The sequence below is a fragment of the Jeotgalicoccus nanhaiensis genome, assembly GCF_015235105.1.
In the GTDB taxonomy this organism is placed as follows: Bacteria; Bacillota; Bacilli; order Staphylococcales; family Salinicoccaceae; genus Jeotgalicoccus; species Jeotgalicoccus nanhaiensis.
In genome coordinates, this window is the sequence record NZ_JADGLW010000001.1 from 438,161 (window position 1) to 461,041 (window position 22,881).

The window sequence follows — 22,881 nt, forward strand, 5'->3', positions numbered from 1 at the left end:
CCTTTGTTTCACAGTTCTTCCCTGGAGATAAGAAAAATTGAGTTCTTAAAACACTGGGCGATGTAGATTATACTCTGAAGTCATACATTGTCGGTCAATTATTTGTCAGCTTAATCGTTGGTATTATGCTTCTGATTGGTTACTTAATCATCGGGCTTGACTATGCGTTATTATTAGCCTTAATCGGAGTTGTTACCGATGTAATTCCCTTCTTAGGACCATATATTACTGTAACGCCGGCCATCATTGATGCCCTGTTCCAGAATCCATTAACGGTGGTGTATGTAGCAATTATTATGCTTTACGCGCAGCAAATTGACGGTAACTTAATTACGCCTAATGTTATGGGTAATGCACTCAGCGTGCACCCGCTGACAGTTATTACTTTAATATTGGCTGCAGGTAACATCTCAGGCATATATCCCTTAGCCCACCATCTGAAGGCACCTGTGAACCAAGAATGAATAACAGCTTAAATGACAATCACCCACGCTCGATATCGAGCGTGGGTGATTGTCATTTCTCCTTCTCTCCTGAGAACTGGCAGAGCGGTGTCATTAAAAAATACAAGCGCTTTTTTTAAAGTGTCCTTGACACGGGTTTCACTTTAGTGCTCATGATACTTCTTTTATTTTTTAATGAGAGAAACTACCTCCTATAATATTATCCAATAATTTAATATCAGGGAACAAAAGTTTTTATACTCTATTCTGGTTTAAATATAACCTTGATGTTGTTATCCTTCTTCTCATCAAATACTTTGTAAGCTTCGTCTGCCTCTTCAAGCGGGAAAGTATGTGTAAGAATTTCTGTAGGATCAAATACTTCATCTTTAATCATCTCGTAAAGTTTAGGCATTAAATGAATAACAGGGGCCTGTCCACTTGTTATTTTAATATCACGGTTAAATATTAAATCTAGAGGGAAATTATCAGCAGGTGATCCATAGATACCAGTAAGCTGTATTGTCCCAAACTTTCTTACTGATTCAGTAGCGGTAAGTATAGGACTTATTGTTCCACGTTGTTGAGAATTCTCAGATAGCTCCCGTTCTGGACTCGATTGCTGTCCATCCATTCCTACACAATCAATAACAACATCTGCGCCGCCTCGAGTTTTTTCTTTAAGAAGTTTACCTATTTCTTGTTCTTCATCAAAGTTATACACTTCAGCACCATTGTACTTTTTGGCGTGATTGAGACGATGCTGTACATTGTCAATCGCAATCACTCTCTCTGCACCTTTTTGTTTCGCAAACTTCTGCGCCATTAAACCGATAGGGCCACAACCTAATACAATGACTGTATCTCCCGGTTTAACGCCTGAGTGTTCTACACTCCAGTAAGCAGTAGGTACAACGTCTGATAAGAATAAAACTTGCTCGTCTTTTAGATTGTTATCAGGAACCTTAAATGAGGAAAAGTCAGCATGAGGTACTCTTAAGTATTCTGCCTGTCCTCCCCAGTGATTACCATGAAGGTTACCAAAACCGAATAGTCCACCATTATCTAACTTCCAGTTCGCTGGTGTTTCATTAGAATTGTCACACTGAGATTCCATGTCGTTATTGCAGTAGAAACAGTCCCCACACCCAATATTAAAAGGTATTACCACACGATCCCCTTTCTTTAGTTTTTTTACATCTTTTCCTACCTCTTCAACAATACCCATCGGTTCATGTCCAATGACAAAACCAGGTTCCATGAATAAGTCACCTTGATGATATAAATGTAAATCTGAACCACAAATCCCAGATGCTGTTATCTTTATAATTGCATCAGTTGATTCAATAATCTTAGCATCTTCAACTTCTTCCATCTTCATCTTCTTATGTCCTTGATAAGTGACTGCTTTCATGTAATAACACTCCATTCTAAATATTATTTACATACATGCTAAAATATACCTCTTTCCACGTCTTATAAACATAAATCTTTTATAGAATCAATCATCTTAGTATGAGAATACATACTCATTCTCTTCATAAGAATATCTTCATTTGTTTTAATAAGGCCTATTTTATATAAAATTAAAGAGGAGACTATTATGAAATGGAGCCTATAAATTAGACACTGATAAAAAAACTTTATTTAATATGAGGCCAAACGAACTTACTTTAAGTTTCTAATCCCCATAATAATTCCTCCGAAATTTATATTAGCTTCTACAATATCTCATACTTTTTCTCAACTTCTTCAAACATCCTTATCATTTCTTCTGCTTCTATAATATGATTTGCAATTTCCGAGTGTTTAAAACTTTCTCCATCTACGAAAACTGTGTTGATATCCAGTATATTTTCGAACTGTTCAATAGGATTTCCATTAAGAAGCAGATAACTATCATCTTCTCCGGTAACTGCTTTCGCTTCTACTGTTGCTTTTTTCAGTATGTCAAAAGCATCTAAGTTAAAAGATTTAAATTCATTCAGTTCTTCTATCATGCTTAAGCCAGGGTATACCCATGTGCCGGCAGGTGCATCAGTACCGATATACACTTCTCCGCCAATTTCTAAATATTTTGCAGTAATGGCTTTAACTTGTTGATACTCCCATTTCTGCCTTATTCTAAAGTCGTCATTAATCCGTGATTCAATCGCATTGAATTGATTATTTACAGTAAACACTTTGTCCTCATCCAGCAGTTTCATTTGTTTCGACTTGCCAATCTCTGGTAGATTAAAAGTCCGCCCTTCTGCCAGATGTCTGTACAATGATAAAGTCGGTACAATTTTCACTTCTTTTTCTCTTAGGTTAGTCAACACTTCTGTTAATCTCTGCTCATCCACTTCGCTTTGGCTGATACGCTCAAATTCTTCCGTGGAAATTTGAGTATTATAATCAGGGTAGAGACTGTGAACAATACTCGATGCATGTTCCAGCCACTTTACTCCGTAAGCTGCGGCTTTCAGGGAATCAATAGATTTTGTATGTAACAGGTCAGCAGCAACTTCCAAATTTAATTCACTGCTCTTTTTGACGACTGCCTCTAAAACATCTTCCTGAATATTGCCGTATACTTTGATGAATTTAGCACCTTGTTTATGCAGCTCTTCAACACCAGCTAGCGCGGTATCGATCTTATTTGTAGAAATATTTCCATACGATGAGGGGCCCCATAACCCCGGTTCACCGTCTATAAAACGGTAAGTCGCATATACTTTAGGAGATACACCATCAATCATATTGAGCAGTTCATAATTGCCGCCTGTGTTTCTCACTGTTGTAACCCCGCTGTATAAATAATGCTTTGCACTGGCCGGTGTAATATGAGTATGCATATCTGCCAGACCCGGCATTAGAAATTTACCTCTGCCATCAATTTCAATCTTATCTTCTGAATGAATACTGATATCTTTCACTTCAATTTTTTTGTCTTCAAGATTAACCCAATTTACATTTTTGATTTCTATCAAGCTGACTCACTCCCCTTTGTTTAGTGCAAGTTGCTTTAAACTATAGCCATTCTATAAACTCCAGCCTGTTACCAAATGGGTCTGATGTGAAGAATCTATTAGCATTTTCCAACTCATTATCTTCAATAACATCTATCCCCTTCTTTTGCAGCTGAGATTTTAAATTTTCTATATTCTCAATTTCGAATGCAGGATGTGCTTTTTTCGCAGCTGAAAATTCTTTTTGTACTCCAATATGCAGCTGCTGATTCCCAAGTTCAAACCATACCCCGCCTCTTTTCGCTAGGTTTGATGGTTTAGGTATTTCTTTAAGATTTAGAATATCTCCAAAAAACTGTCTTGCTTCTTTTTCGCAGTCTGCAGGTGCTGCTAATTGAATGTGATCAATTCCTAAGAATTTAAAATCCATCTAACCCACTCCTATTTTCAAATTACGACACTGTATTTTCTATAAATCTCTTAAACTTATCTTCCTCTTCAATATCAGGCACATGGTTACTGTATTCAAAAGTTTCTAATGTTGCATTAGGCATTAAATCCGCTGCTTCTTTACTGAAAACATACGGACATTGTGCATCATGACGACCACAGTATATGTATGCACGCACGTCACTTTGCTTAAGTTCATCCCTAACATCATATTCTTTTAATTCTTCTGTAAAGTAGTCTATTTTAAACATTAAAGTTCTGCCGCTGTTTTTTCTTTTCAGCATATCGTAATATGCATCTTTCCTGTAGAGTGACATCATAATCCATTCTTTAGCCAATTCATTTCGTTCTTCGCTTGTCGCTTCCGGCGAACGCATTTCTGTAAATATACCTTTCATACGCTGGCTATTCGGATTTTTTGTGCAGTATATACTATCTGGATGATTCATATATTCACCTGAAGCACATAAGCCACCTGCTATTATTTTAATTAATGACTCCGGGTACATAATGGCATATTTCAAAGCTAAAAACCCGCCGGTAGAATGACCAGCAAAGGCCCATTTCTCTATATCAAGCGCTTTCCTTACCGCTTCCAAATCATGTATCGCATCATCCATACTGTAAGTATAGTCTTCAGTTTGGTCATCAGATTGCCCTGCACCCCGTAAGTTAATCACATATACTTTATAATGCTCACTTAACTGCTGAGACATAATATCTCCGTTTGAATTATATTCGCTGTACAAATGAGTATATGCTAACGGCTCCCCTTGACCGTAAATAAACACTTCGAAAATGCCTCTCGCTGATTCCACTAATTTAGTTTCAAACATAATCAATTTCCCCTTTTACAGTTGTAATAATAGTATGAGAATCAATAAAATGAGCTCTATTCCTATAAGCCCCTTAAGGAAGGAACTCGCAGGTGATCTTTTAACATTGTTATTGTGTGGATTGAATAATGACGAATTACTTACAAATAAAAGAACTATCGTGAAAAATATTATCGGTAATAAAATTTGTATATAATCTAAATCAATTGCTGTAAACAATATACCTCCTCCTCTTTTATTTGAAATTCTCTGTTAAATTAAACTTATAAATCAGTTCACCTTCGGGGTCATATTCATCTGTAAAGTTAAATCCCAGATTTTCATACAACTTACGAGCAACATCATTATTTTCAACGAAACTCAGATAAACTATATTTACATTATATTTTTCTGTAATAATCTTGATTAACTCTTTCATAGCAAGCTTTCCGAAACCTTTCCCCTGATATTTCTCATCTATAATAATTCTGTCTATCCACGTATCAGGGTTTTTACCGAAAGCACCGTACATGGCAAAACCGACTATTTTATCATAATCATAAATGGCAACAGGACACCATTGTTTATAGATTGCCGCTTCTTCCAGACACTCATCCACCGTTTCGATGAAAGATTTCTGATGCTCTTTTACACTGATTCTTCTCATTTCATTTATATTACTCGCATCTATTTCTTTAATTCGAATGCAGGTCACAATTACACCTCTTTCGCCACAGAGTATGTTTTCTTACCGGGCAATTCCAGACAATTGAGCTGTCCGCCATAGGTCGCTGCTCCATCAATGCCGATAATATTATTTTCTCCAAAATAAATATCATGATTCTTTTCCTGCCGGATGACTGACGTTGGTGTATGACCAAAAATCACAGTCTTATCCCCTGAGTATTTTTCATAAAATAATTCTCTAATCCATACGAAAGTATGCGGATCAGTTTTCTGAACAGGTGTATCCGGCCTGACGCCCGCATGGACAAAAATATAATCCTTTGTTTCATAGTAATAATCCATCTCTCTTATAAGAGAGATATGTTTCTCAAATTCAGCTCCAGCTGACAGAGTTACACTCTCTATAGATGAATCATAACTTTGCAACGTGGCAAGTGCACCGTTCTTTTCCCAGCGTTCCAGGGCTTCAGGTACTCCGTCCACAGCATTCAGCATCATCTCGTCATGATTCCCTCTCAATACAATGGCACCTTTTCTCTTTAATTCACTCACTCTATTTAATACACCTTTAGAGTTTGGTCCCCTGTCAATGTAATCTCCTAAGAGGATTAACTGATCCTCGTCTGCATTGTAGTTCACCTTTTCCAGCAAGCTGTCAAAAAGTTCTAACTCTCCATGAATATCACTAATAGCCAGGATTCTTTTCATGAGCAGTCCCCCAAATAAATTTTTTGCATCTTCTGCGTGTTTAAGTTCTTTTATCGATTATTTCATTAACAAATGCCTCTTTATAATCCGTGTATTCCCTTATCCCCTCAGAGTTACTTCTTAGAAATTCCTCTTTAATATTTAAATACCGATTACGTGCATGTTCATTACTATTTAAATAATCCCTGAAAAATATAAGATTCTTCCACAATGGTTTCTGATACTCAATCAAGTGGATATAGTGAGTTTTTACCTGATAGGAATCATCTTCAAATTTTGCGAGGACAATCTCCCCCGGCCTTTCTACTTTCAGCCTTAAAAATCCCGCTTTCCTAAAAGACTGCAGCAGCGGCTTATCAACTGCCTCCAGATTGTCCACTCCAACCAGCAAATCGATAATCGGCTTGGCCGGCATAGCTTTTATTGCCGTACTTCCAATATGTTCAATGCGTTTCTCTCCAAGCCCTGTACTCTCCATCAAATCTTTTTTAATCCTTTCAAACTCAGCCTTCCAACCGTTGTTGTAATCAACAATCCTCACTTCATTACGCCCCAGCCCTAACTTCATCAAATGCATCCCCTTCGATTAAATTTGATAAGTTTTTCTCTCTTATTAACCAGTATATAAATCTAAGTCCATGCTTCATAGTCTTAAAATTCAAAAAATATTTTGCTATAATGGATGTAAGAAAAATCGTTGATGCGTTTTAAACGTACTCGCGAAAAAGGGGAAGATTTTTTGAGAAGTATTACTGAACTATTTGACAACTGGGCAGGGAATTATGATGAAGAAATTGATGATATCGGCGGTCCTTTAACCGGTTATCGTGACAGTATTAAAAAAGCATATAAGAATTATCCTGAAGCAGCTGGAAATGTTTTAGACATTGGCATCGGTACAGGAAATTTCATTGCTGAATATATTAAAGATGCCAAAAATGTTTACGGGGTTGATATCTCGCCGAAAATGCTTGAAGAGACTAAAAAGAAGTTTCCTTCAATCAAAGTGGAAACAGGAGATTTTAATAATATTCCACTTGAAAGTGATTATTTTGACTTAATCACGTCGAGCTTCAGCTTCCATGAAGTTCCTTTATCGAAAAGAGAAGATGCTTTCAAAGAAGTCAGCAGATTATTAAAACAAGGCGGCACCTTGAATTTGTTAGATATTGGCTTTAATAATAAAAGCGATATGGATGACGCTAAAGAGAAATACAGAGAAGAATGGGATGATTCAGAACAATACCCTTTCGAGTATGAACTCCGCCAGTACGCTGAAGATGCAGGCTTAACAGTTGATAAAATAGATTATCCATCTGCCTTGCATATCAATTTAATTGCGAGGAAGAGGTAGGTAAATGTTGAACCTAAACGGATTAGTACTGTTTAGGTTTTTATTTTTATTTATAAAATTACAGCACTTCATAAATACAATGAAGCGCTGTAATTTTTTTACCATTAAATATCCTCTGCGTACTCTTCTTTATCGTGATTCAATGCAACAAATCCTGCGTTAAGGTAAGTTGCATAAGCAGTCCAAACTACATACGGTACCAATAACAAGCCTGCGAATTTATTCGTCTTGTAAAACGCAACAGTTGTCAGTAAGACACTCGCAAATAAGGCATAGCTTTCAATTAATGCGGTGCCTCTCAGTTTAAATCGGAAGTACAGTATGCTCCATAAGTAATTCAGTCCGAGCTGCGAGTTATACAAATAAGCATTTTTAGAAGAGTCTTTTCGTGATGATTTAGTGATCGTCCGGGCAATACCCATCGTTGTATAAAGAATCGGCCATACAATACCAAATGCTTCTTTCGGCGGTGAAAACGCAGGCTGTTTAAAGTCCTGATAATCTTTTTTGGCATTTTTTGTTGAAAGTAAACCTACAATACTGCCGCCAATAACCGGTAAAGCAATATCAGTAATACGTTCCAGCTTGTTCATTAAAAATCCTCCTTTAACCATTAGTCATATATACCCTTAATTAGAAATATGACACGGAGGTGTTGCTAAAAGAATAAGACCGCATCAATTCATGCTATCTATATCTTTAACAACATTCTCACTGTTTTAAGAATATGATCATCGAAATTATCGTCATATTCATCTACTATTTTAAATCCTTTTGCCTTATAAAAATTTGTGCCAATGGTATTGTCTTTTTCTACATTAAGATGAACTTCTTTCAGATTCCCAAGCATTGCAATACCTTTATCCAAAAGCGCCGATCCTATCCCATGTCCTTGATATTTAGGATACAGATATATTGCACTCAGTTCTGTCTGTCCTTGTTCATTAACAGGAGAGAAGTTGACAAACCCTACGATTTTGTTCTCCGCTTCAGCCACCAGCAGTAATGAATGACTCAAACTCTTCTGCATCATCTCGTCATTGTAGGCACCTTTTAAAAAGTTCTCCTGAATGTTGTTTGGTATAATGCCTTCGTAAGTCGCATTCCAGCTCTTCTTCGCTACATCCTGCACCTGTTTTGTATCTTCAATCAGCATTTCACGAATTATAAAGTTCATATCTAAGTCCTCCTCATAGATTTAAGGATATTATCATTTGCGTTTCACTACTTCATTTTTCAAGTATATCTGAAGCATGTGCTTATTCAAATAACTATACAGAGGATAATTAATATACCTCTTAATTAAAATCAAGGGACTTAGAATTTACATGTTTTTCTAAATTCATAAAAAACATCCTGGAAATTAAATTTTCCAAGATGTTTTTCACATACTAATTTTTTAAGTTCTTTCAATCTTTTTTAATCATCCAAATCAATAACAACACTCTTCGATTTCGTATAGATGTCAATGCCGGGGAAGCCCATTTCTGCGCCTACTCCACTTTGTTTAAAGCCGCCTAACGGTACATTCGAATCGCTATTCATATAACCGTTTACCCAAACTGTACCGGCATCCAGCGCATTAATCACTTTATGTGCTTTATTAATATCTCTAGTATGAACACCGGATGACAGTCCATATTCTGTTAAGTTACCGCGTTCGATAACTTCATCAACATCAACAAATGGCAGAACACATAACACAGGACCGAATATTTCTTCTTGAACCGCTCGGCAGTTTTCATTCAAACCTGCAATGATGGTTGGTTTCACATAATAACCATCTTTAAGATTTTCATCGTCAGGTCTTCCGCCGCCAGCGAGTATTTCTCCACCTTCTTCTTTTGCTATTTCAATATAATTTGTTACACGGTCATATTGCTCTTTCGATACTAACGGACCCATTTCTGATTCTGAGTCAAACGGATCGCCCACTTTTAAGTCATTAGCCATTTTAACCAGCTGTTCTGTGACTTTTTCATATATCTCCCGCTCGATATATACCCGTGTACCCGCTGCACAGACTTCTCCTTGGTTCATCGTAAATCCTGTAAATGCATGCTGAACTGCTTTTTTAATGTTAGCATCTGCAAAAATAATATGCGGTGATTTATCGCCAAGTTCCAGTGTAACTTTTTTCAGCGTATCTGCCGATTTTCTCATAATTCCTTTACCGACTGATGTAGAGCCTGTAAATGCAATCTTATCAATGTCAGGATGACTGGTTATATATTCACCGGTTTTACTTCCTGACCCTGTAATGATATTCACCACACCATCCGGGAATCCCGCTTCTTTAATGAGTTCTCCTAGATACAGTGTACTTAATGAAGTATTTTGAGATGGTTTTAATACTGTTGTATTTCCAGCAGCCAAGGCTGGTCCCAGTTTCCATGCAACGCCGAGTATCGGGAAGTTCCAAGAAGTGATTTGTCCGCATACCCCAACTGGCTGACGGATTGTATATGCGTGTTTGTTTCCTCCAGATGTCAACGACATCGTTTCACCATTCAGTTTAGTTGCCCAGCCTGCATAATATCTTAAATGATTTGCTGCACCAATCACCCAGCCGTGACGAGAAAGACTTTCAATACTCCCAAAGTCTATTGTTTCAAGATAAGTTAATTCATCTTGATGTTCTTCTATTAAGTCAGCGAGTTTATGAATAACATCAGAGCGTTGTGCCGGTGAAAATTTTGACCAAGGCCCTTTAAATGCAGCTTTGGCTGCTTGCACCGCTTGATCTACTTCTTTCTCACTTGCCGCATATATTTCAGTAATAACTTTTCCTGTTGCGGGATTAATTGTTTCAAATGTTTCTTCTGAAGCTGTCCATCTGCCATTAATCAGCATTTTCTTAGGGCCTTCTAAATAAGATTCAAGAATATTTGATTTAGATTCTAATATTTTTGCCATTTGAATACTCTCCTTTAATTAAAATCTGTTACTACATATGTTCCGGTTACTTTAAAATCACTCATATCATGGAAGAGATTTTCAACATCCGATAAACTGATATGTCCTGATACCATCTTACTTGGATCCAGTTTGCCCAACGCGACTTGGTTAAGCAACGGTGTAAAACGTGCAGCTGGTATACCTAAAGTAGTAATAAATGATTTCTCGGCAATTACCATCTCATCAATTGGGATTGGGATAAACCCGCCCTCTTTTTTAGTTGTAACTCCAATTTGTAAATGACGTCCGCCTTTTCTTAAACTGTTGATTCCATTAATACAAGTTTCTTTGATTCCCAGTGCATCGACTGAAACATCTGCACCGCCGCCTGTAATTTCCATAACCGCTTCAACCGGATTGTCATTTTTACTATTCACTACATAATCTGCACCTAATTTTTTAGCAAGTTCTAAGTTTCCTTCGTTAATATCTACTCCAATAACAAATGCACCCATTGAAGATGCAACCTGAATCGCAGAAAGTCCTACACCGCCACAGCCGTACACTACTACTTTTTCACCTGGCAATACTTCAACACGGTCAACAATACCGTGATAAGATGTCATAAATCTGCAGCCGAGTGCTGCTGCGTCCGCATACGATAATGCTTCCGGTAAATGAATAGCATTACGATCACCTAAAGGTACAGCTACATACTCCCCATAACCTCCCTGATATGCCGTTCCCGGAACTAAGAAAGAGTCACAACGGTTAGTATCTCCCGCTAAACAATGTGGACATGTGCCGTCACTGCCTGAGAATGGCACAATCACTCTGTCTCCGCGTTTAAAGTTTTTAATGTTACTTCCTACTTCTTCAACAATCCCTGCAAATTCATGTCCGATAATCTCCTGCACAATGCCTTGATCTCCCGTCCAGACATGCCAATCACTTCGGCATACACCATTGGCCATTGTTTTAATTAAAATCCCATTCTCGTCAATTTCCGGAACCGGAACCTCTTTAACCACTGCTTTTTTAACGTCTTCAATTACTAGTGCTTTCATTACTTCTCCCCCTTTAATTGATGAAACTTTATATAATGTATCCGCTTACAAATATGATATAATATTCTGAAGAGTTAATATATTCCCATGATTTACAGTAAAACTAATGAAAAAGGAGTAATATAATGATTGATTCACTTACCTTTTCGTCTCAGTTTGAAGTAATCGACAAAGAAGCATCACATGAAGGTAAACTAATCGCGATGCTGGAATCATTTATAGAATTATTTCCTGTAGAAAATGCATATCTTTTCAGATATTCCTCAATTGGTTATTTGGGAGAAGGTGTTATCGCCTTAGAAAAAGGGCAGATACATTATATTCATGAAGAACGTTATGATGTGCGTACTCTCCCGGCTATTATGACTGATATTCAAAATAAAAAAGCTGCGTTTACCAGTAATAAAGAATTAGTTAAGCTAACACCAAGCAATCATGTGATTGACAAAGCTGTAACCTCTTTTCTTGTAGTTCCTATTATGCAGCGGGGGATAGTCACAGCTTTTATATATAGCAGTTTGTTTAAAGCAGAGGCGAATTTTGATAATGATTTGTTAAATACTATTTCTAATTTCGGTAAAAAATCAGGTGAATTAATATATGAAACTCATATAGATAAAAATATATTGAGTAAAAGAGAATTTGAAGTGATGAAAGATATTTCAAATGGTTTTGTGGTGAAGGAAATTGCTGAACGTTATACTATTGGGGAGTCAACTGTTGAACAATATATTAAACAGGCGAGGAAAAAATTAAATGCATCAAACCGATCCCATGCTGTGGCAATAATGTTTCGTCTGGGCATTCTATAAATTACAGCTTAAATAAAAATAGTCGATACAATCTTTCGTACCGACTTTTATAATGCTTTAAAGATAATAATTCATCACAATCAGTTCACCTTTTGCACCTTCGACACGAACGCCTTCATCTATGTAACCGGACTTTTTATAGAGCGATTGAGCCGCTGTATTATTCACGTTGACCGCGAGGACAATCGTATCAATATGAGGAAGATGAACTCTCATAAAGTCAGGAAGCTGCTGAAGTGATTGTTTGGCATATCCTTGACCCTGGTGCTTATAATTTGTAGAAAAAGATCTCAACAATACTGCATTCTCTCTGCCGGAATATGGTCTCACCCCATCGTTTTCATGCAGGATAAAGAACACGACCAGTTCATTATTATCTATCCCTAATACTGGATGTCTGTCCTTGTCCTCTTTAGAAACTTCAATGCTTTTCTTTGGTGTTGCACTGTAATGCAGCTGTTCGTCAGGTAAATAATAATTTTGAATAAATTCATCAAATTTTGGATGATAGCGATACAATTCCATTATTCTAGTCTCCTTTTAGGATCTCTTCTTATGCATATAATAAATATTAAATCTCTTTCATCTAAATTGTGTATCCTCAAAAGTTTATCTACTACTTATTCTTCAATCTTTCTAGGCAATTGTTCAAATTCATACTGCTTAGCCTTGTATGATTGATTACTATAGTAAAGCTTACTGGAGATAAATTCATGAATTATTTCTTTTAAAGTTAATGCAAGTTCATATAAGTCTAAATCTGTAGCTGGTTTTCTATGTCGTTCATACAAGTGTGAATGATAATGTCTAAATTCTTTTAAAAAGTTTATAATAGAATCATCAATTTTAATTGTAGAATTGAACGTAGCAGATTCTAATTCATATGTTTCTTCAATAATATTTTCCAACATATTTTTCAACCTTACATTTTTTGGTCCTACCTTAAATCTTATGTATAAACCTTCTAAAATAATAATCTGGGATACAAGATAGTCATCAGCATAAATTGGTTTATATAAATTATTAATGTATGTATCAAACAAATCATCAAACAGTTCTTCTTGTAAATAAAAATTTGAAACAATTTCTGCGAAATGTTTTTTCACTAATGGTCGTACATCAGAATTTAATTTATATGTTTTCATCGAAATATTAACATCTTTTTCGTTCGACCAAAATATTTTATAAGTTTTATCCCCACTACTTATAAATAACTCTTCAACTAAAATCTTTGAATCCATTAAAAATGAAAATAAATTTTTTAATCGTATGACTTCGCTCATGAGATTATTAAGCTCAAAATCTTCAAAAAATTTAACACGTATATACGGAGTATAGCTATAACTCAGTACATTTCCACCCTCTTGATTTTTTTCATGAGCAGTTATTTTATCACTAATTTCTATTTTGGGATTCAAAAGGCAAATTCCGAGAGTCCCATTAACATCTGCTTTTATTTCTTTATAAAAAGTTTCTCGATTATGGCTTATAAATCTAAATGGAGAGTTTGAAAAAATATCTTTGAAATAAGTACAAGTAAATTTTATAACGCTAAAGCTATCTCGCATGTCTTTTTCAGGATGAAGATCCAGCATAATATACTGAAAATCTACATTATAAGTTGTTACATTACGTGAGTTAGATTTCTGTTTAATAACAAGTCCATTGACTAATCGCAAGACCTCTCCTTCACTCGTAACAAATTCTACCTGTGAATAATTGTCTTCTTCTTGATCCATAAAAAAATGTTTTCTAACATAAGACAAGTTAATCTGATTATTATCATATTCCAGTACTCCGCTTACAGGGTTTTCTTTGCCATTAAAATAACAAAGTCCATGAGTCAAACAATTATCAGTCATTACCATTTTCTTGAATTTCACTTGTAAATACCCCCATACTAAGTATTTTAATGTTCTTCTAGTACGCCGCTATATGTCCATCCGTTCTATTTTCCGTGCCGCCGTACAGTATGCCTGTTTCCGGGTCTCTCCATATAATCTGGCCTCTGCCGAATGAACTTGAGTCCAGTTTCATTTCAATATTATGTCCCCGTTTAACCAGGTCTTCTGCGATTTGATGCGGGAAGTTCTTTTCAACCCAAACTGTTTTGTCTTTCGTCCACTGCCAGCGTGGTGCATCCAGTGCGGTCTGCGGGTTTAATTCAAAGTCGATTGTACTCATCGCTACCTGGACATGGCCCTGCGGCTGCATGAATCCGCCCATGACGCCAAATGGTCCGAGGGCTTCTTTGCCTTTGGTTATAAAGCCCGGAATAATCGTATGATAGGAGCGCTTCCCCGGTCCGAGGGAGTTTGGTGATTCCGGATCCAGGTTAAAATCGCATCCTCTGTTCTGCAGTCCGATACCTGTTCCGGGTACAACGAGTCCCGAGCCGAATCCCATATAGTTGCTCTGTATGAACGATACCATGTTACCTTCTTCATCTGCTGTGCACAGATACACTGTGCCGCTCGCTTTCGGTTCACCCGCTTCAGGCTGTCCGGCTTGATCAGTGATTAATTTCAAACGTTCTTTCGCATATGCTTCACCCAGCATATCTTCTGCAGTGACTTTCATATATTCCGGATCTGCAATATATTTCTCACCGTCTGCAAATGCCAGTTTAATCGCTTCAATCTGCTTATGATATGTATCTGTCGATTCCTTGCCTTCGATGTCCATATGCTTCAATATATTTAAGGCTGATAAAGCAATAATCCCTTGCGTGTTCGGCGGGATTTCCCAGACATCATATCCCCTATAATTAACTGATATTGGATCTACCCACTCAGGTTGATATTTTGCTAAATCCTCTTTTGTTATGTATCCATCATACGCTCTCGAAAATTCATCTATTTTCCGGGCAATATTTCCTGCATAAAACGATTCACATTCAGTCTCAGCAAGTTCCCTTAAAGTATCCGCCATATCCTGTGATTTCCATATCTCTCCGACTTTCGGCGCCTCTCCGTTTGGTGCGAATGTTTCAAACCAATGGTCGAATTCTGTACCTTCAAAAGCTTCTTTAAATCTCACAGCTGCTCTCTCCCAGAACTTCGCTAAGACCGGTGAAATCGGATAGCCCTCTTCTGCATACTGAATAGCCGGCTGCATTAAGTCTTTAAAAGGCAGTTTGCCGAATCGTCTGGAAAGCTCTGCCCAGGCACCAGGCTGACCGGGCACAGTAACAGGAGTAAATCCGTATTTAGGAATCTCATCGTAACCGGCAGCGCGGACTTTATCGATTGAAATGGACTCGGGCGATTTGCCGCTGCCGTTTAAACCATAGAGTGTATCCTTCACCCAGACGAGCGCAAAAGCATCGCCGCCGATACCGTTAGTCGTCGGTTCAACGACCGTGAGCGCTGCAGCAGTGGCGATAGCGGCATCGATGGCATTGCCGCCGTTCTGCATAATCGTAAGCCCTGCTTGAGCAGCTAAAGGCTGCGATGTGGCAACCATCCCCTTCTTAGCCACGACAGGATTACGCTGTGAATGATAAGGATTGTAGAGCGTGTCGAATTGTTTCATTAAATTTTCCCCTTTGTTATGAAGCGTTTGTTTACATCAAGATTATCACAATGGAAATGGTGTCACAATTTTTAGATAACAAAGTAATATAAAAAAGACAAAACCGCAGTTTTGTCTTCAAATTATTAATTAACTTCGTTCTGTTCATCATTTATACCACCATTATAATCATGGTTAATATCTTTTTCTTTACCCATCATAAAGAAAATAAGACCGATCAGATACCAGCCTATAACGATAAACCATTCCATCGGCCAAACCAGTGCTGATGGTGAGAACGGCATATAGAGCAGTACAAATAATATACTCAAAATAATTGCAATCAGACCGATCACTTTCCATCTTTTAATACTGAAAGGCCTGTTTAATTCTGGTTCTGTTTTTCTCAGTTTCAAGAAAGATATTGAAACAATTAAGTATCCGAGGACAATACCGATTCCGCCTGCATTAACAAACCAATTTAAAGATGCATGTCCAAGGAGCGGCGCTATCACTCCGAGAATGCCTAGAAATAGTATAGCGTTAACCGGTGTATTATATTTAGGATGAATCCGGCTGAACCATTCAGGTATCATTTTACGAATGGACATCGCATATAAAATACGGCTGCCGCCGATAATAAATGCGTTCCAGCTTGTAATAATCCCGGCTACCCCTGCAAGCACAATTATGTTTGCCATAAGACGGCTGTCAAACATAGCTCTCATCGCATCTGCTGTTGCTAAGTTTGATCCTGCAATCTGTCCTTCAGTAAGTCCCATAGAGACACCAAAAGCAATAAGAACATAAAAAACTACAGTGACAATAATAGATCCGATTAAAATTCTTCCTATTAGATGCGGAGGTGATTTTACCTCTGCTGAGATTTGCGGAATAACATCAAATCCGACAAAGAGAAATGGTATCATTACCAGCACAGTCATAATACCGCCGACTCCGCTGCCAAACATCGGATCTAAGTTTGAAGTATCCCCGAGCGTCAGCCCGCTGACCATTAACAGTATCCCTGCAGCAACGACGCCAAGTGTTAAGACATTTTGAACCACCTTGGCCGGTGTTACTCCAAAATAGTTTAACGATGTGAGCACTATCGACCCTACAGATCCGATAATTACCCAGGTAAAGAATACATCATCTCCGCCTACTGTCCACATATGTCCCAGGTGATCAAAGGGAAGAATATAATCGATTACTGTCGGCAAAGCAACCGCTTCAAACGTGATTACTGAAACATAACCAAATAATACACTCCAGGCTGCAAAATAGCCGATGATCTTCGGTTTAAATGCCCGCAGTACAAATACCATTCCGCCGCCGGTTTTTGGTATTGAAGATGCGAGTTCAGCATAGGTTAGACCGATAAATATAATTAGAAGTCCGCCGATGCCAAAGGCAATGGCTGTGCCTCCGAAACCGGCGTGAGAGACCCAGTCGCCTGATAAAACGACCCAGCCCCAGCCGAGCATCGCACCTGTTGCCATAAATAATAAATCTATCAGAGAAAATGACTTAGAAAATTTATGTTCCTCCACTTAATTCCCCCTTGAAAGTCACGCTGTCTATATTAGTTTTCTATGATTTATCAAGTCCTGCTTCAAAATCACTTCTTTTTCTCCTGTTTCCTTTATCAAAATAAGATACAGTGATGATAGTGATAATATTAACGACAATACCATAGATGATAGGATTACTTGCCCCGAGTCCTTCAATCCACAAGCCAATTATTACAGTAAATGCAGACAGTAACATTGCTGAGAAGGCTGCATTTGGTGTAATTTTTTTTGAGAATAAACCGAATAGAATCGGAATAAATATTGATCCTGCAAGTATTGCATATGCAACATCAATTGCTACTAACAATTCTTGAATCCACAATGCAATTACAATAGCCAGTACAGCTAATACAAAGGTCGTTATTCTTGAGATCAGTAAAAACTTTGTATCATTGACCTTAGTAAAGAAATGGTCCTTTAATATATCTTTAGATATTAATGTCGATGAGGCCAATAGTGTACCTGACGCCGTCGACATAATAGCTGCTGCAACTGCCGCAAAAACTACGCCTAAAAGTCCTGTTGAAATAGTTTCAAATGCCATAGTTGTAAAGACATCCTGTGTGTTTTGGATTCCCGGCAAGACTACAAGTGCACACATACCTATAATTACCATTGCCAGAGAGTACAGTAAACTGTATATCCCGACTAAAACACCCGCTGATTTCGCTATTTTTGTATTTTTAGCCGTGAAATATCTTTGCCAAATATCCTGGCCAACCATCATACCTAATGTATAAGTTAATAGATAAGATAAAATTTCTCTAAATCCCATCTCTGTTAAATTAAAGTAACTGCTTGGTAAAGTAGATTTCAATCCTTCAAATCCGCCTGCTGCACCTAAACTCTGCGGTAACATAATAGCGAATATCCCGATAGTCATAATAGCAAATTGGAATACATCAGTAATTGTAAGTGTCCACATTCCACCCAGTATTGTATAAAAGAAAACTATAAAACCGCCGATGAGTATTGCCGTTGTTAGTTCCCAATCAAACACTCCAGATAGAAGTGCGCCAATGGCTATTATTTGAGTCACACTTATAAGTAATGTGTAAATTGCTGCAACTACAGCACCTACCAGTTTAGATTTTGTTCCGAATAATCTGCCTAGCAGTTCACTTATTGTTAATAGTTTAAAACCCATAATCCGGTCTAAAAATACGAGTGCAAACAGCGTTATTCCGAGACCCATGGAAAATACAAACCATATGCCTGATAAACCTATTTCATAACCTAGCTGCGAAGAACCTATGGTTGAGGATCCGCCTAAAAATACGGCGGTTAAACAACCAAACAACATCCAAACTCCTAAATTTCTATCTGCAACCATATACTGCTCACTGGTTTTGGCCCTCATCATCCCCATGACGCCGATACTGATCAGTACGATGAAGTAGATTGCAAATATTAAGTAATCTAATATTTCCACGTTAGCTTATCCCCCTGTTTGATGTGACAGACCGTTTCTAAGATGATAAATTACGTTTTTGCAAAGCAATCAAAGTTATCATTTCAAAAATTATCGATGATGCTGCCACAGCAGTAATTTCACCTGAGTCATATGTCGGCAATACCTCTACAAGGTCAAAACCTTTGATGTCTATACCTTTTAAGTTTCTGACGAATTCCAAGCCTTCGAAGGAAGTCGGACCGCCTACTTCAGGCGTACCTGTACCAGGTGCATAAGCCGGGTCTAGGAAATCAATGTCATATGATACAAAAGCTTTTGCATCGCCGACACGTTCTTTAATTCTTTCTGATACTTGATCAAAGCCCATTTCTCTCGCTTCTCTCATCGTAATTACTTCAAAGCCGAGATCTCTTGCATCTTCAATACAGCCGGGACCGTATAACGGTCCTCTCATTCCTACTTGAATAGAATGCTCAGTATCTATCAGTCCTTCTTCCACCGCTCTTCTGAACGGCGTACCGTGCATATATTTTTCACCAAAGTAGTTATCCCATGTATCCCCGTGAGAATCGAAATGAATCAAGGCCACCGGTCCGAATTTTTTATGGAATGCTCTTAAATGTCCAAGTGAAATCGAGTGATCTCCACCCATCATGACCGGAGTGATGCCGCTGTCTAAAACAGGTGTTAAGCTGTCTACAATATTGTCGTAAGTACGGTGGATATTCCCAGGAATTACATCAATATCCCCGTAATCTACACCTGAACAATAGTCAAAAATATTTATATCCTGATCCGGATTATACGGTCTTAATAGTACAGAAAAGTCTCTAATATGCTGCGGGCCGTATCTTTGTCCCGTACGATTGGATGCCGCTGTATCGAATGGAACACCGATGACAGCAAAATCCACATTTTCTGTCGTTCTAATATGTTCTAATCTCATAAATGTTCTCGGTCCCACGAATCGTGGAGATTTAGATGAATCTTTTGGTGTATACATTGTATCCCGCCTCTTAATTAAATTAAGTTTCCTATCGATAAATATTTTGTATCCAGATATGCTTCAATACCTTCTATTCCGCCTTCTTTTCCAAGTCCGCTTTCCTTCAATCCTCCGAATGGTGCATGGGCTGCAGATGGCGCACCGTCATTCCAGCCGATTACTCCGAATTCGAGCTGGTCTGATAAATACAGTCCCATTTTATAATCATTCGTAAAGTAATAAGCAGCCAGTCCATACGGTAAAGAGTTTGCTAATTCTAACGCTTCATCAATATCTGAGAATGACTGAATCGGAATCAGCGGTCCGAATGTTTCTTCATTCATAATTTCCATTTCCTGATTCGCATTTTTTATAACTGTCGGTTTATAAAAATATGTTTCCTTGTCATTATCAATAATACCTTCGCCGCCGCAAATAATGTCGGCACCCAGCTCCTTAGCATTATCTGCCTGATTGCTCACTTTATCGTATGCTTTTTTGTTAATTAACGGGCCGACCTGCACATCTTCTTCAAGGCCGTTGCCGACTTTCAGCTGAGCGACTTTTGCACTCAGCTTTTCAGCATATTCATCAACAATTGATTCATGGACAAATAATCTGTTGGCACAAATACATGTCTGCCCCGCATTTCTAAACTTAGAGGCGATGGTCTGATCCACAGCAATATCGATATCTGCATCTCCGCAAATGATAATCGGTGCATGCCCGCCAAGTTCCATCGATACATGCTTTACAGTATCTGCACTATTTTCAATCAGCGATTTCCCTACTTCAGTCGACCCCGTAAATGTTATTTTTCTGACCAGAGGGCTGTCTGTGAATACTTCTCCTAATTCACGGCCTGGTCCGTTTACAGCTTTAAAGACATTTTCCGGCACGCCTGCTTCATAAGCAAGTTCCAGCAGTTTCATTGTTGTCAGTGGTGTTTCTGCAGCCGGTTTAATGATAAATGAGCAGCCTGCTGCAAGTGCAGGCGCCACTTTTCGTGTCAGCATGGCAGCAGGGAAGTTCCACGGTGTAATCCCCGCAACTAAGCCGACCGGCTGTTTTTTAATCACAATATTTTTGTGCGGGGAATTGGCAGGAATTGTTCTGCCGTAGATACGCTTCGCTTCTTCTGCATACCATTCGATATAAGCATTGGCATAAGCCACTTCGCCTAAAGCTTCCTGCAGCGGCTTACCGCTCTCTTTAGTAATAATTTCAGCAAGTTCTTCTTTGTGTTCGTTAATCAGGCGGAACCATTCTTTAATAATGCCGGAACGGTAGTGGGCATCAGTCTGACGCCATTCTTTAAACCCTTCATGACATGCTTCAATAGCTGCCTGTACTTCTTCTTTTGTGTTTTCCTTTAAAGTATCGATGACTTCGCCCGTTGCCGGATTTTTAATATCAAATGTCTCTGCCATATTACTTACCTGCCTTTTCAAATGACTCACTAAGAATACTGAACCCTTTGTTCAGCTCCTCATCATTAATAACGAGCGGCATCAGGAATCTGATAACGTTTCCATAAATACCGGCAGACAGTAAGATCAAACCGTTCTCATTAGCGTACTTGGCAATTTTACCAGTCAGTTCCTTGTTCGGAGTATTTACTTTATCATCCTCGACAATTTCTACTGCGACCATTGCACCAAGACGTCTGATTTCACCGACAAATGAATGTTTGTTTTGTAATTCTTTCAGAACATCTTCAAGTTTCTGTCCGATGTTTTCCGCTTTGTCACAGAGGTTTTCTTCTTTAACAACATCGATAACAGTCAATGCCGCTGCACATGCTACAGGATTCCCTGCGAATGTTCCTCCAAGTTCACCCGGCTCTGCAGCATCGAGAATTTCTGTTTTACCTACAACACCGCTGAGCGGCAGTCCAGCAGCCATAGATTTAGATACTGTCATTAAGTCCGGCTCAATATCGAAATGTTCTGATGCAAACAATTTACCCGTACGCCCGAAACCAGTCTGAATTTCATCCGCTACAAAAACAATTCCATGTTCTTTACAGAAATTCACTACAGCTTCAACGAAACGTTTTGGAGGAACGATAAAACCACCTTCGCCCTGCACAGGTTCCATAACGACACATGCTACGTTCTCCGGAGCAACTGTTTCTATAAAGAAATCATGAAATTCTTTAATAGACTGCTCAATATACTCTTCTTCTGTTAAGGCTGTATGCTTGCGGTATAAGTAAGGATACGGTGCTGCGTAAATATCAGATGCAAAGGGGCCAAAACCATTCTTATAAGGTTTTACTTTACTCGTCATGCTCATCGTTAAATTCGTGCGTCCGTGATAACCGCGCTTGAATGAAACAACCGCATTTCTGCCCGTATACTTGCGTGACATTTTCACAGCATTCTCTACAGCCTCTGCACCTGAGTTAAACAGAATTGCTTTTTTATCAAAATTGCCCGGGGTAATTTCGCACAGTTTTTCAGCGAGTTCAATATAGCCGTCGTACATAATACAGTTAAAACCGGGATGTAAAAACTTATCGACCTGATTTTTAACTGCCTCTGTCACTTTAGGATGTGTGTGCCCGACATTCTGTACACCAATCGCCCCTGCAAAATCTATAAACTCATTGCCTTCAGGATCCGTAATGGTCGCACCGTGCGCTTTAGCGGCAATGCTTAAATTTCCGTTACTGACACCTTTTGCAACATATTTGTTTCTTTTTTCTTGTAAATCCTTTGTTCTAGTCATTTGATGAATCCCCTTTCATAACTGTAATATTAATCATTATGCCAATGTCTGGTATAATTAAAAGTACCAATATTCAGAAATTATAGGGACCAGATTATTGCAATGGAGGATTCATCTATGCTGGAAATCATTTTGTCTGATTCGAAAAAAGCGACATATAAGTATCGGCAGATTTACGAAATTCTAAAAGATAAAATCATTTCAGGAACTCTGCCGAAAGATTACAAACTCCCTTCGAAAAGGGGTCTCGCAAAAGATTTAAACATCAGTATAAACTCAGTCGCAACAGCCTATGAGCAGTTAATGGCTGAAGGATATGTCTATGCTTTAGAGAAAAAAGGATATTACATTGAACTATAACCTATAAAATAGACAATTTAATAAAAGCGTTACGCTGTGAGTAGATGACCCCTGTATTGTGCCGGGGTCATCTTATTTAGTCCCCATTGATAGCGCTCATTATTATACTTATTAATA

Annotated in this window: 24 protein-coding genes; 4 read left to right on the forward strand and 20 right to left on the reverse strand. The window is 38.2% G+C overall.

Going from position 1 to position 22,881, the window contains the following annotated elements:
- Window positions 1–86 precede the first annotated feature (86 nt).
- Window positions 87–464: an AI-2E family transporter gene (locus IR135_RS11715; RefSeq protein ID WP_318272229.1), complete on the forward strand. Its 378-nt coding sequence runs from the start codon at window positions 87–89 to the stop codon at window positions 462–464.
- A 241-nt stretch (window positions 465–705) separates the two neighbouring features.
- On the opposite strand, the gene IR135_RS02150 is transcribed toward IR135_RS11715, so the two are convergent.
- The 7 genes from IR135_RS02150 to IR135_RS02180 form a co-directional block, all read right to left on the reverse strand.
- Window positions 706–1,857, reverse strand: coding sequence for an alcohol dehydrogenase catalytic domain-containing protein (locus tag IR135_RS02150; protein WP_135096275.1), 1,152 nt, complete (start codon window positions 1,855–1,857; stop codon window positions 706–708).
- Window positions 1,858–2,164: 307 nt separating this feature from the next.
- Entirely contained in the window at window positions 2,165–3,415 is a 1,251-nt protein-coding gene (locus IR135_RS02155; protein ID WP_135096277.1) for an amidohydrolase family protein, read from the reverse strand.
- 40 nt (window positions 3,416–3,455) lie between these two features.
- Window positions 3,456–3,824: a VOC family protein gene (locus tag IR135_RS02160; protein ID WP_135096279.1), complete on the reverse strand. Its 369-nt coding sequence runs from the start codon at window positions 3,822–3,824 to the stop codon at window positions 3,456–3,458.
- Window positions 3,825–3,846: 22 nt separating this feature from the next.
- Window positions 3,847–4,680, reverse strand: coding sequence for an alpha/beta fold hydrolase (locus tag IR135_RS02165; RefSeq protein ID WP_135096281.1), 834 nt, complete (start codon window positions 4,678–4,680; stop codon window positions 3,847–3,849).
- 235 nt (window positions 4,681–4,915) lie between these two features.
- Entirely contained in the window at window positions 4,916–5,374 is a 459-nt protein-coding gene (locus IR135_RS02170) for a GNAT family N-acetyltransferase (RefSeq protein ID WP_135096283.1), read from the reverse strand.
- 2 nt (window positions 5,375–5,376) lie between these two features.
- Window positions 5,377–6,054, reverse strand: a complete 678-nt coding sequence (locus tag IR135_RS02175; RefSeq protein WP_135096285.1) for a metallophosphoesterase family protein — start codon at window positions 6,052–6,054, stop codon at window positions 5,377–5,379.
- A 40-nt stretch (window positions 6,055–6,094) separates the two neighbouring features.
- A complete protein-coding gene (locus tag IR135_RS02180) occupies window positions 6,095–6,622 on the reverse strand; it encodes a GrpB family protein (RefSeq protein WP_135096287.1) in 528 nt (175 codons plus the stop codon).
- A gap of 171 nt (window positions 6,623–6,793) precedes the next feature.
- On the opposite strand from IR135_RS02180, the gene IR135_RS02185 reads away from it, so the two are divergent.
- Window positions 6,794–7,408 carry a class I SAM-dependent methyltransferase gene (locus tag IR135_RS02185; protein ID WP_167753339.1) on the forward strand — a complete coding sequence of 205 codons (615 nt, stop codon included), beginning with the start codon at window positions 6,794–6,796 and terminating at the stop codon, window positions 7,406–7,408.
- A 104-nt stretch (window positions 7,409–7,512) separates the two neighbouring features.
- Here IR135_RS02185 and IR135_RS02190 read toward each other — a convergent pair whose 3' ends face one another.
- The 4 genes from IR135_RS02190 to IR135_RS02205 all read right to left on the reverse strand — a co-directional run bounded on the left by IR135_RS02190 (window position 7,513) and on the right by IR135_RS02205 (window position 11,373).
- Entirely contained in the window at window positions 7,513–8,001 is a 489-nt protein-coding gene (locus IR135_RS02190) for a TspO/MBR family protein (protein ID WP_135096291.1), read from the reverse strand.
- A gap of 98 nt (window positions 8,002–8,099) precedes the next feature.
- A complete protein-coding gene (locus IR135_RS02195) occupies window positions 8,100–8,585 on the reverse strand; it encodes a GNAT family N-acetyltransferase (protein WP_135096293.1) in 486 nt (161 codons plus the stop codon).
- A gap of 242 nt (window positions 8,586–8,827) precedes the next feature.
- The gene (locus tag IR135_RS02200; protein WP_135096295.1) at window positions 8,828–10,324 is read right to left on the reverse strand and encodes an aldehyde dehydrogenase family protein; all 1,497 of its coding nucleotides are present in this window, start codon (window positions 10,322–10,324) and stop codon (window positions 8,828–8,830) included.
- 14 nt (window positions 10,325–10,338) lie between these two features.
- A complete protein-coding gene (locus tag IR135_RS02205) occupies window positions 10,339–11,373 on the reverse strand; it encodes a zinc-binding dehydrogenase (RefSeq protein ID WP_135096297.1) in 1,035 nt (344 codons plus the stop codon).
- 125 nt (window positions 11,374–11,498) lie between these two features.
- On the opposite strand from IR135_RS02205, the gene IR135_RS02210 reads away from it, so the two are divergent.
- On the forward strand, window positions 11,499–12,185 hold the full coding sequence (locus IR135_RS02210) for a response regulator transcription factor (RefSeq protein WP_135096299.1): 687 nt from the start codon (window positions 11,499–11,501) through the stop codon (window positions 12,183–12,185).
- A gap of 57 nt (window positions 12,186–12,242) precedes the next feature.
- On the opposite strand, the gene IR135_RS02215 is transcribed toward IR135_RS02210, so the two are convergent.
- The 8 genes from IR135_RS02215 to gabT all read right to left on the reverse strand — a co-directional run bounded on the left by IR135_RS02215 (window position 12,243) and on the right by gabT (window position 22,404).
- On the reverse strand, window positions 12,243–12,710 hold the full coding sequence (locus IR135_RS02215) for a GNAT family N-acetyltransferase (protein WP_135096301.1): 468 nt from the start codon (window positions 12,708–12,710) through the stop codon (window positions 12,243–12,245).
- A gap of 95 nt (window positions 12,711–12,805) precedes the next feature.
- A complete protein-coding gene (locus tag IR135_RS02220) occupies window positions 12,806–14,068 on the reverse strand; it encodes a hypothetical protein (protein WP_135096303.1) in 1,263 nt (420 codons plus the stop codon).
- A gap of 37 nt (window positions 14,069–14,105) precedes the next feature.
- Entirely contained in the window at window positions 14,106–15,719 is a 1,614-nt protein-coding gene (locus IR135_RS02225; RefSeq protein ID WP_135096305.1) for a gamma-glutamyltransferase family protein, read from the reverse strand.
- 125 nt (window positions 15,720–15,844) lie between these two features.
- A complete protein-coding gene (locus IR135_RS02230; protein WP_135096307.1) occupies window positions 15,845–17,251 on the reverse strand; it encodes an APC family permease in 1,407 nt (468 codons plus the stop codon).
- Between the two features lie 40 nt (window positions 17,252–17,291).
- Window positions 17,292–18,704, reverse strand: coding sequence for a sodium:solute symporter (locus IR135_RS02235; RefSeq protein ID WP_135096309.1), 1,413 nt, complete (start codon window positions 18,702–18,704; stop codon window positions 17,292–17,294).
- 37 nt (window positions 18,705–18,741) lie between these two features.
- On the reverse strand, window positions 18,742–19,689 hold the full coding sequence (gene speB / locus IR135_RS02240; RefSeq protein WP_135096311.1) for an agmatinase: 948 nt from the start codon (window positions 19,687–19,689) through the stop codon (window positions 18,742–18,744).
- A 17-nt stretch (window positions 19,690–19,706) separates the two neighbouring features.
- Entirely contained in the window at window positions 19,707–21,101 is a 1,395-nt protein-coding gene (locus tag IR135_RS02245) for an NAD-dependent succinate-semialdehyde dehydrogenase (protein WP_135096313.1), read from the reverse strand.
- A gap of 1 nt (window position 21,102) precedes the next feature.
- Window positions 21,103–22,404: a 4-aminobutyrate--2-oxoglutarate transaminase gene (gabT, locus tag IR135_RS02250; protein ID WP_135096315.1), complete on the reverse strand. Its 1,302-nt coding sequence runs from the start codon at window positions 22,402–22,404 to the stop codon at window positions 21,103–21,105.
- A gap of 117 nt (window positions 22,405–22,521) precedes the next feature.
- Between gabT and IR135_RS02255 the strand changes: the two genes are divergently transcribed.
- Window positions 22,522–22,764 carry a GntR family transcriptional regulator gene (locus tag IR135_RS02255; RefSeq protein ID WP_167753340.1) on the forward strand — a complete coding sequence of 81 codons (243 nt, stop codon included), beginning with the start codon at window positions 22,522–22,524 and terminating at the stop codon, window positions 22,762–22,764.
- 29 nt (window positions 22,765–22,793) lie between these two features.
- Here the strand turns inward: IR135_RS02255 and IR135_RS11720 are convergent, their stop codons facing one another.
- The gene (locus IR135_RS11720; RefSeq protein ID WP_318272230.1) at window positions 22,794–22,880 is read right to left on the reverse strand and encodes an IS3 family transposase; all 87 of its coding nucleotides are present in this window, start codon (window positions 22,878–22,880) and stop codon (window positions 22,794–22,796) included.
- Between the last annotated feature and the right edge of the window lies 1 nt (window position 22,881).

Bases quoted from the DNA above. Each gene is read 5' to 3' on its own strand.
- speB (WP_135096311.1), bottom strand. From the start codon at position 19,689: ATGTATACACCAAAAGATTCATCTAAATCTCCACGATTCGTGGGACCG.
- IR135_RS02165 (WP_135096281.1), bottom strand. From the start codon at position 4,680: ATGTTTGAAACTAAATTAGTGGAATCAGCGAGAGGCATTTTCGAAGTG.
- IR135_RS02245 (WP_135096313.1), bottom strand. From the start codon at position 21,101: ATGGCAGAGACATTTGATATTAAAAATCCGGCAACGGGCGAAGTCATC.
- IR135_RS02225 (WP_135096305.1), bottom strand. From the start codon at position 15,719: ATGAAACAATTCGACACGCTCTACAATCCTTATCATTCACAGCGTAAT.
- IR135_RS02210 (WP_135096299.1), top strand. From the start codon at position 11,499: ATGATTGATTCACTTACCTTTTCGTCTCAGTTTGAAGTAATCGACAAA.
- IR135_RS02150 (WP_135096275.1), bottom strand. From the start codon at position 1,857: ATGAAAGCAGTCACTTATCAAGGACATAAGAAGATGAAGATGGAAGAA.
- IR135_RS02160 (WP_135096279.1), bottom strand. From the start codon at position 3,824: ATGGATTTTAAATTCTTAGGAATTGATCACATTCAATTAGCAGCACCT.
- IR135_RS02190 (WP_135096291.1), bottom strand. From the start codon at position 8,001: ATGAACAAGCTGGAACGTATTACTGATATTGCTTTACCGGTTATTGGC.
- gabT (WP_135096315.1), bottom strand. From the start codon at position 22,404: ATGACTAGAACAAAGGATTTACAAGAAAAAAGAAACAAATATGTTGCA.
- IR135_RS02205 (WP_135096297.1), bottom strand. From the start codon at position 11,373: ATGAAAGCACTAGTAATTGAAGACGTTAAAAAAGCAGTGGTTAAAGAG.
- IR135_RS02175 (WP_135096285.1), bottom strand. From the start codon at position 6,054: ATGAAAAGAATCCTGGCTATTAGTGATATTCATGGAGAGTTAGAACTT.
- IR135_RS02255 (WP_167753340.1), top strand. From the start codon at position 22,522: ATGCTGGAAATCATTTTGTCTGATTCGAAAAAAGCGACATATAAGTAT.
- IR135_RS02200 (WP_135096295.1), bottom strand. From the start codon at position 10,324: ATGGCAAAAATATTAGAATCTAAATCAAATATTCTTGAATCTTATTTA.
- IR135_RS02195 (WP_135096293.1), bottom strand. From the start codon at position 8,585: ATGAACTTTATAATTCGTGAAATGCTGATTGAAGATACAAAACAGGTG.
- IR135_RS02215 (WP_135096301.1), bottom strand. From the start codon at position 12,710: ATGGAATTGTATCGCTATCATCCAAAATTTGATGAATTTATTCAAAAT.
- IR135_RS02180 (WP_135096287.1), bottom strand. From the start codon at position 6,622: ATGAAGTTAGGGCTGGGGCGTAATGAAGTGAGGATTGTTGATTACAAC.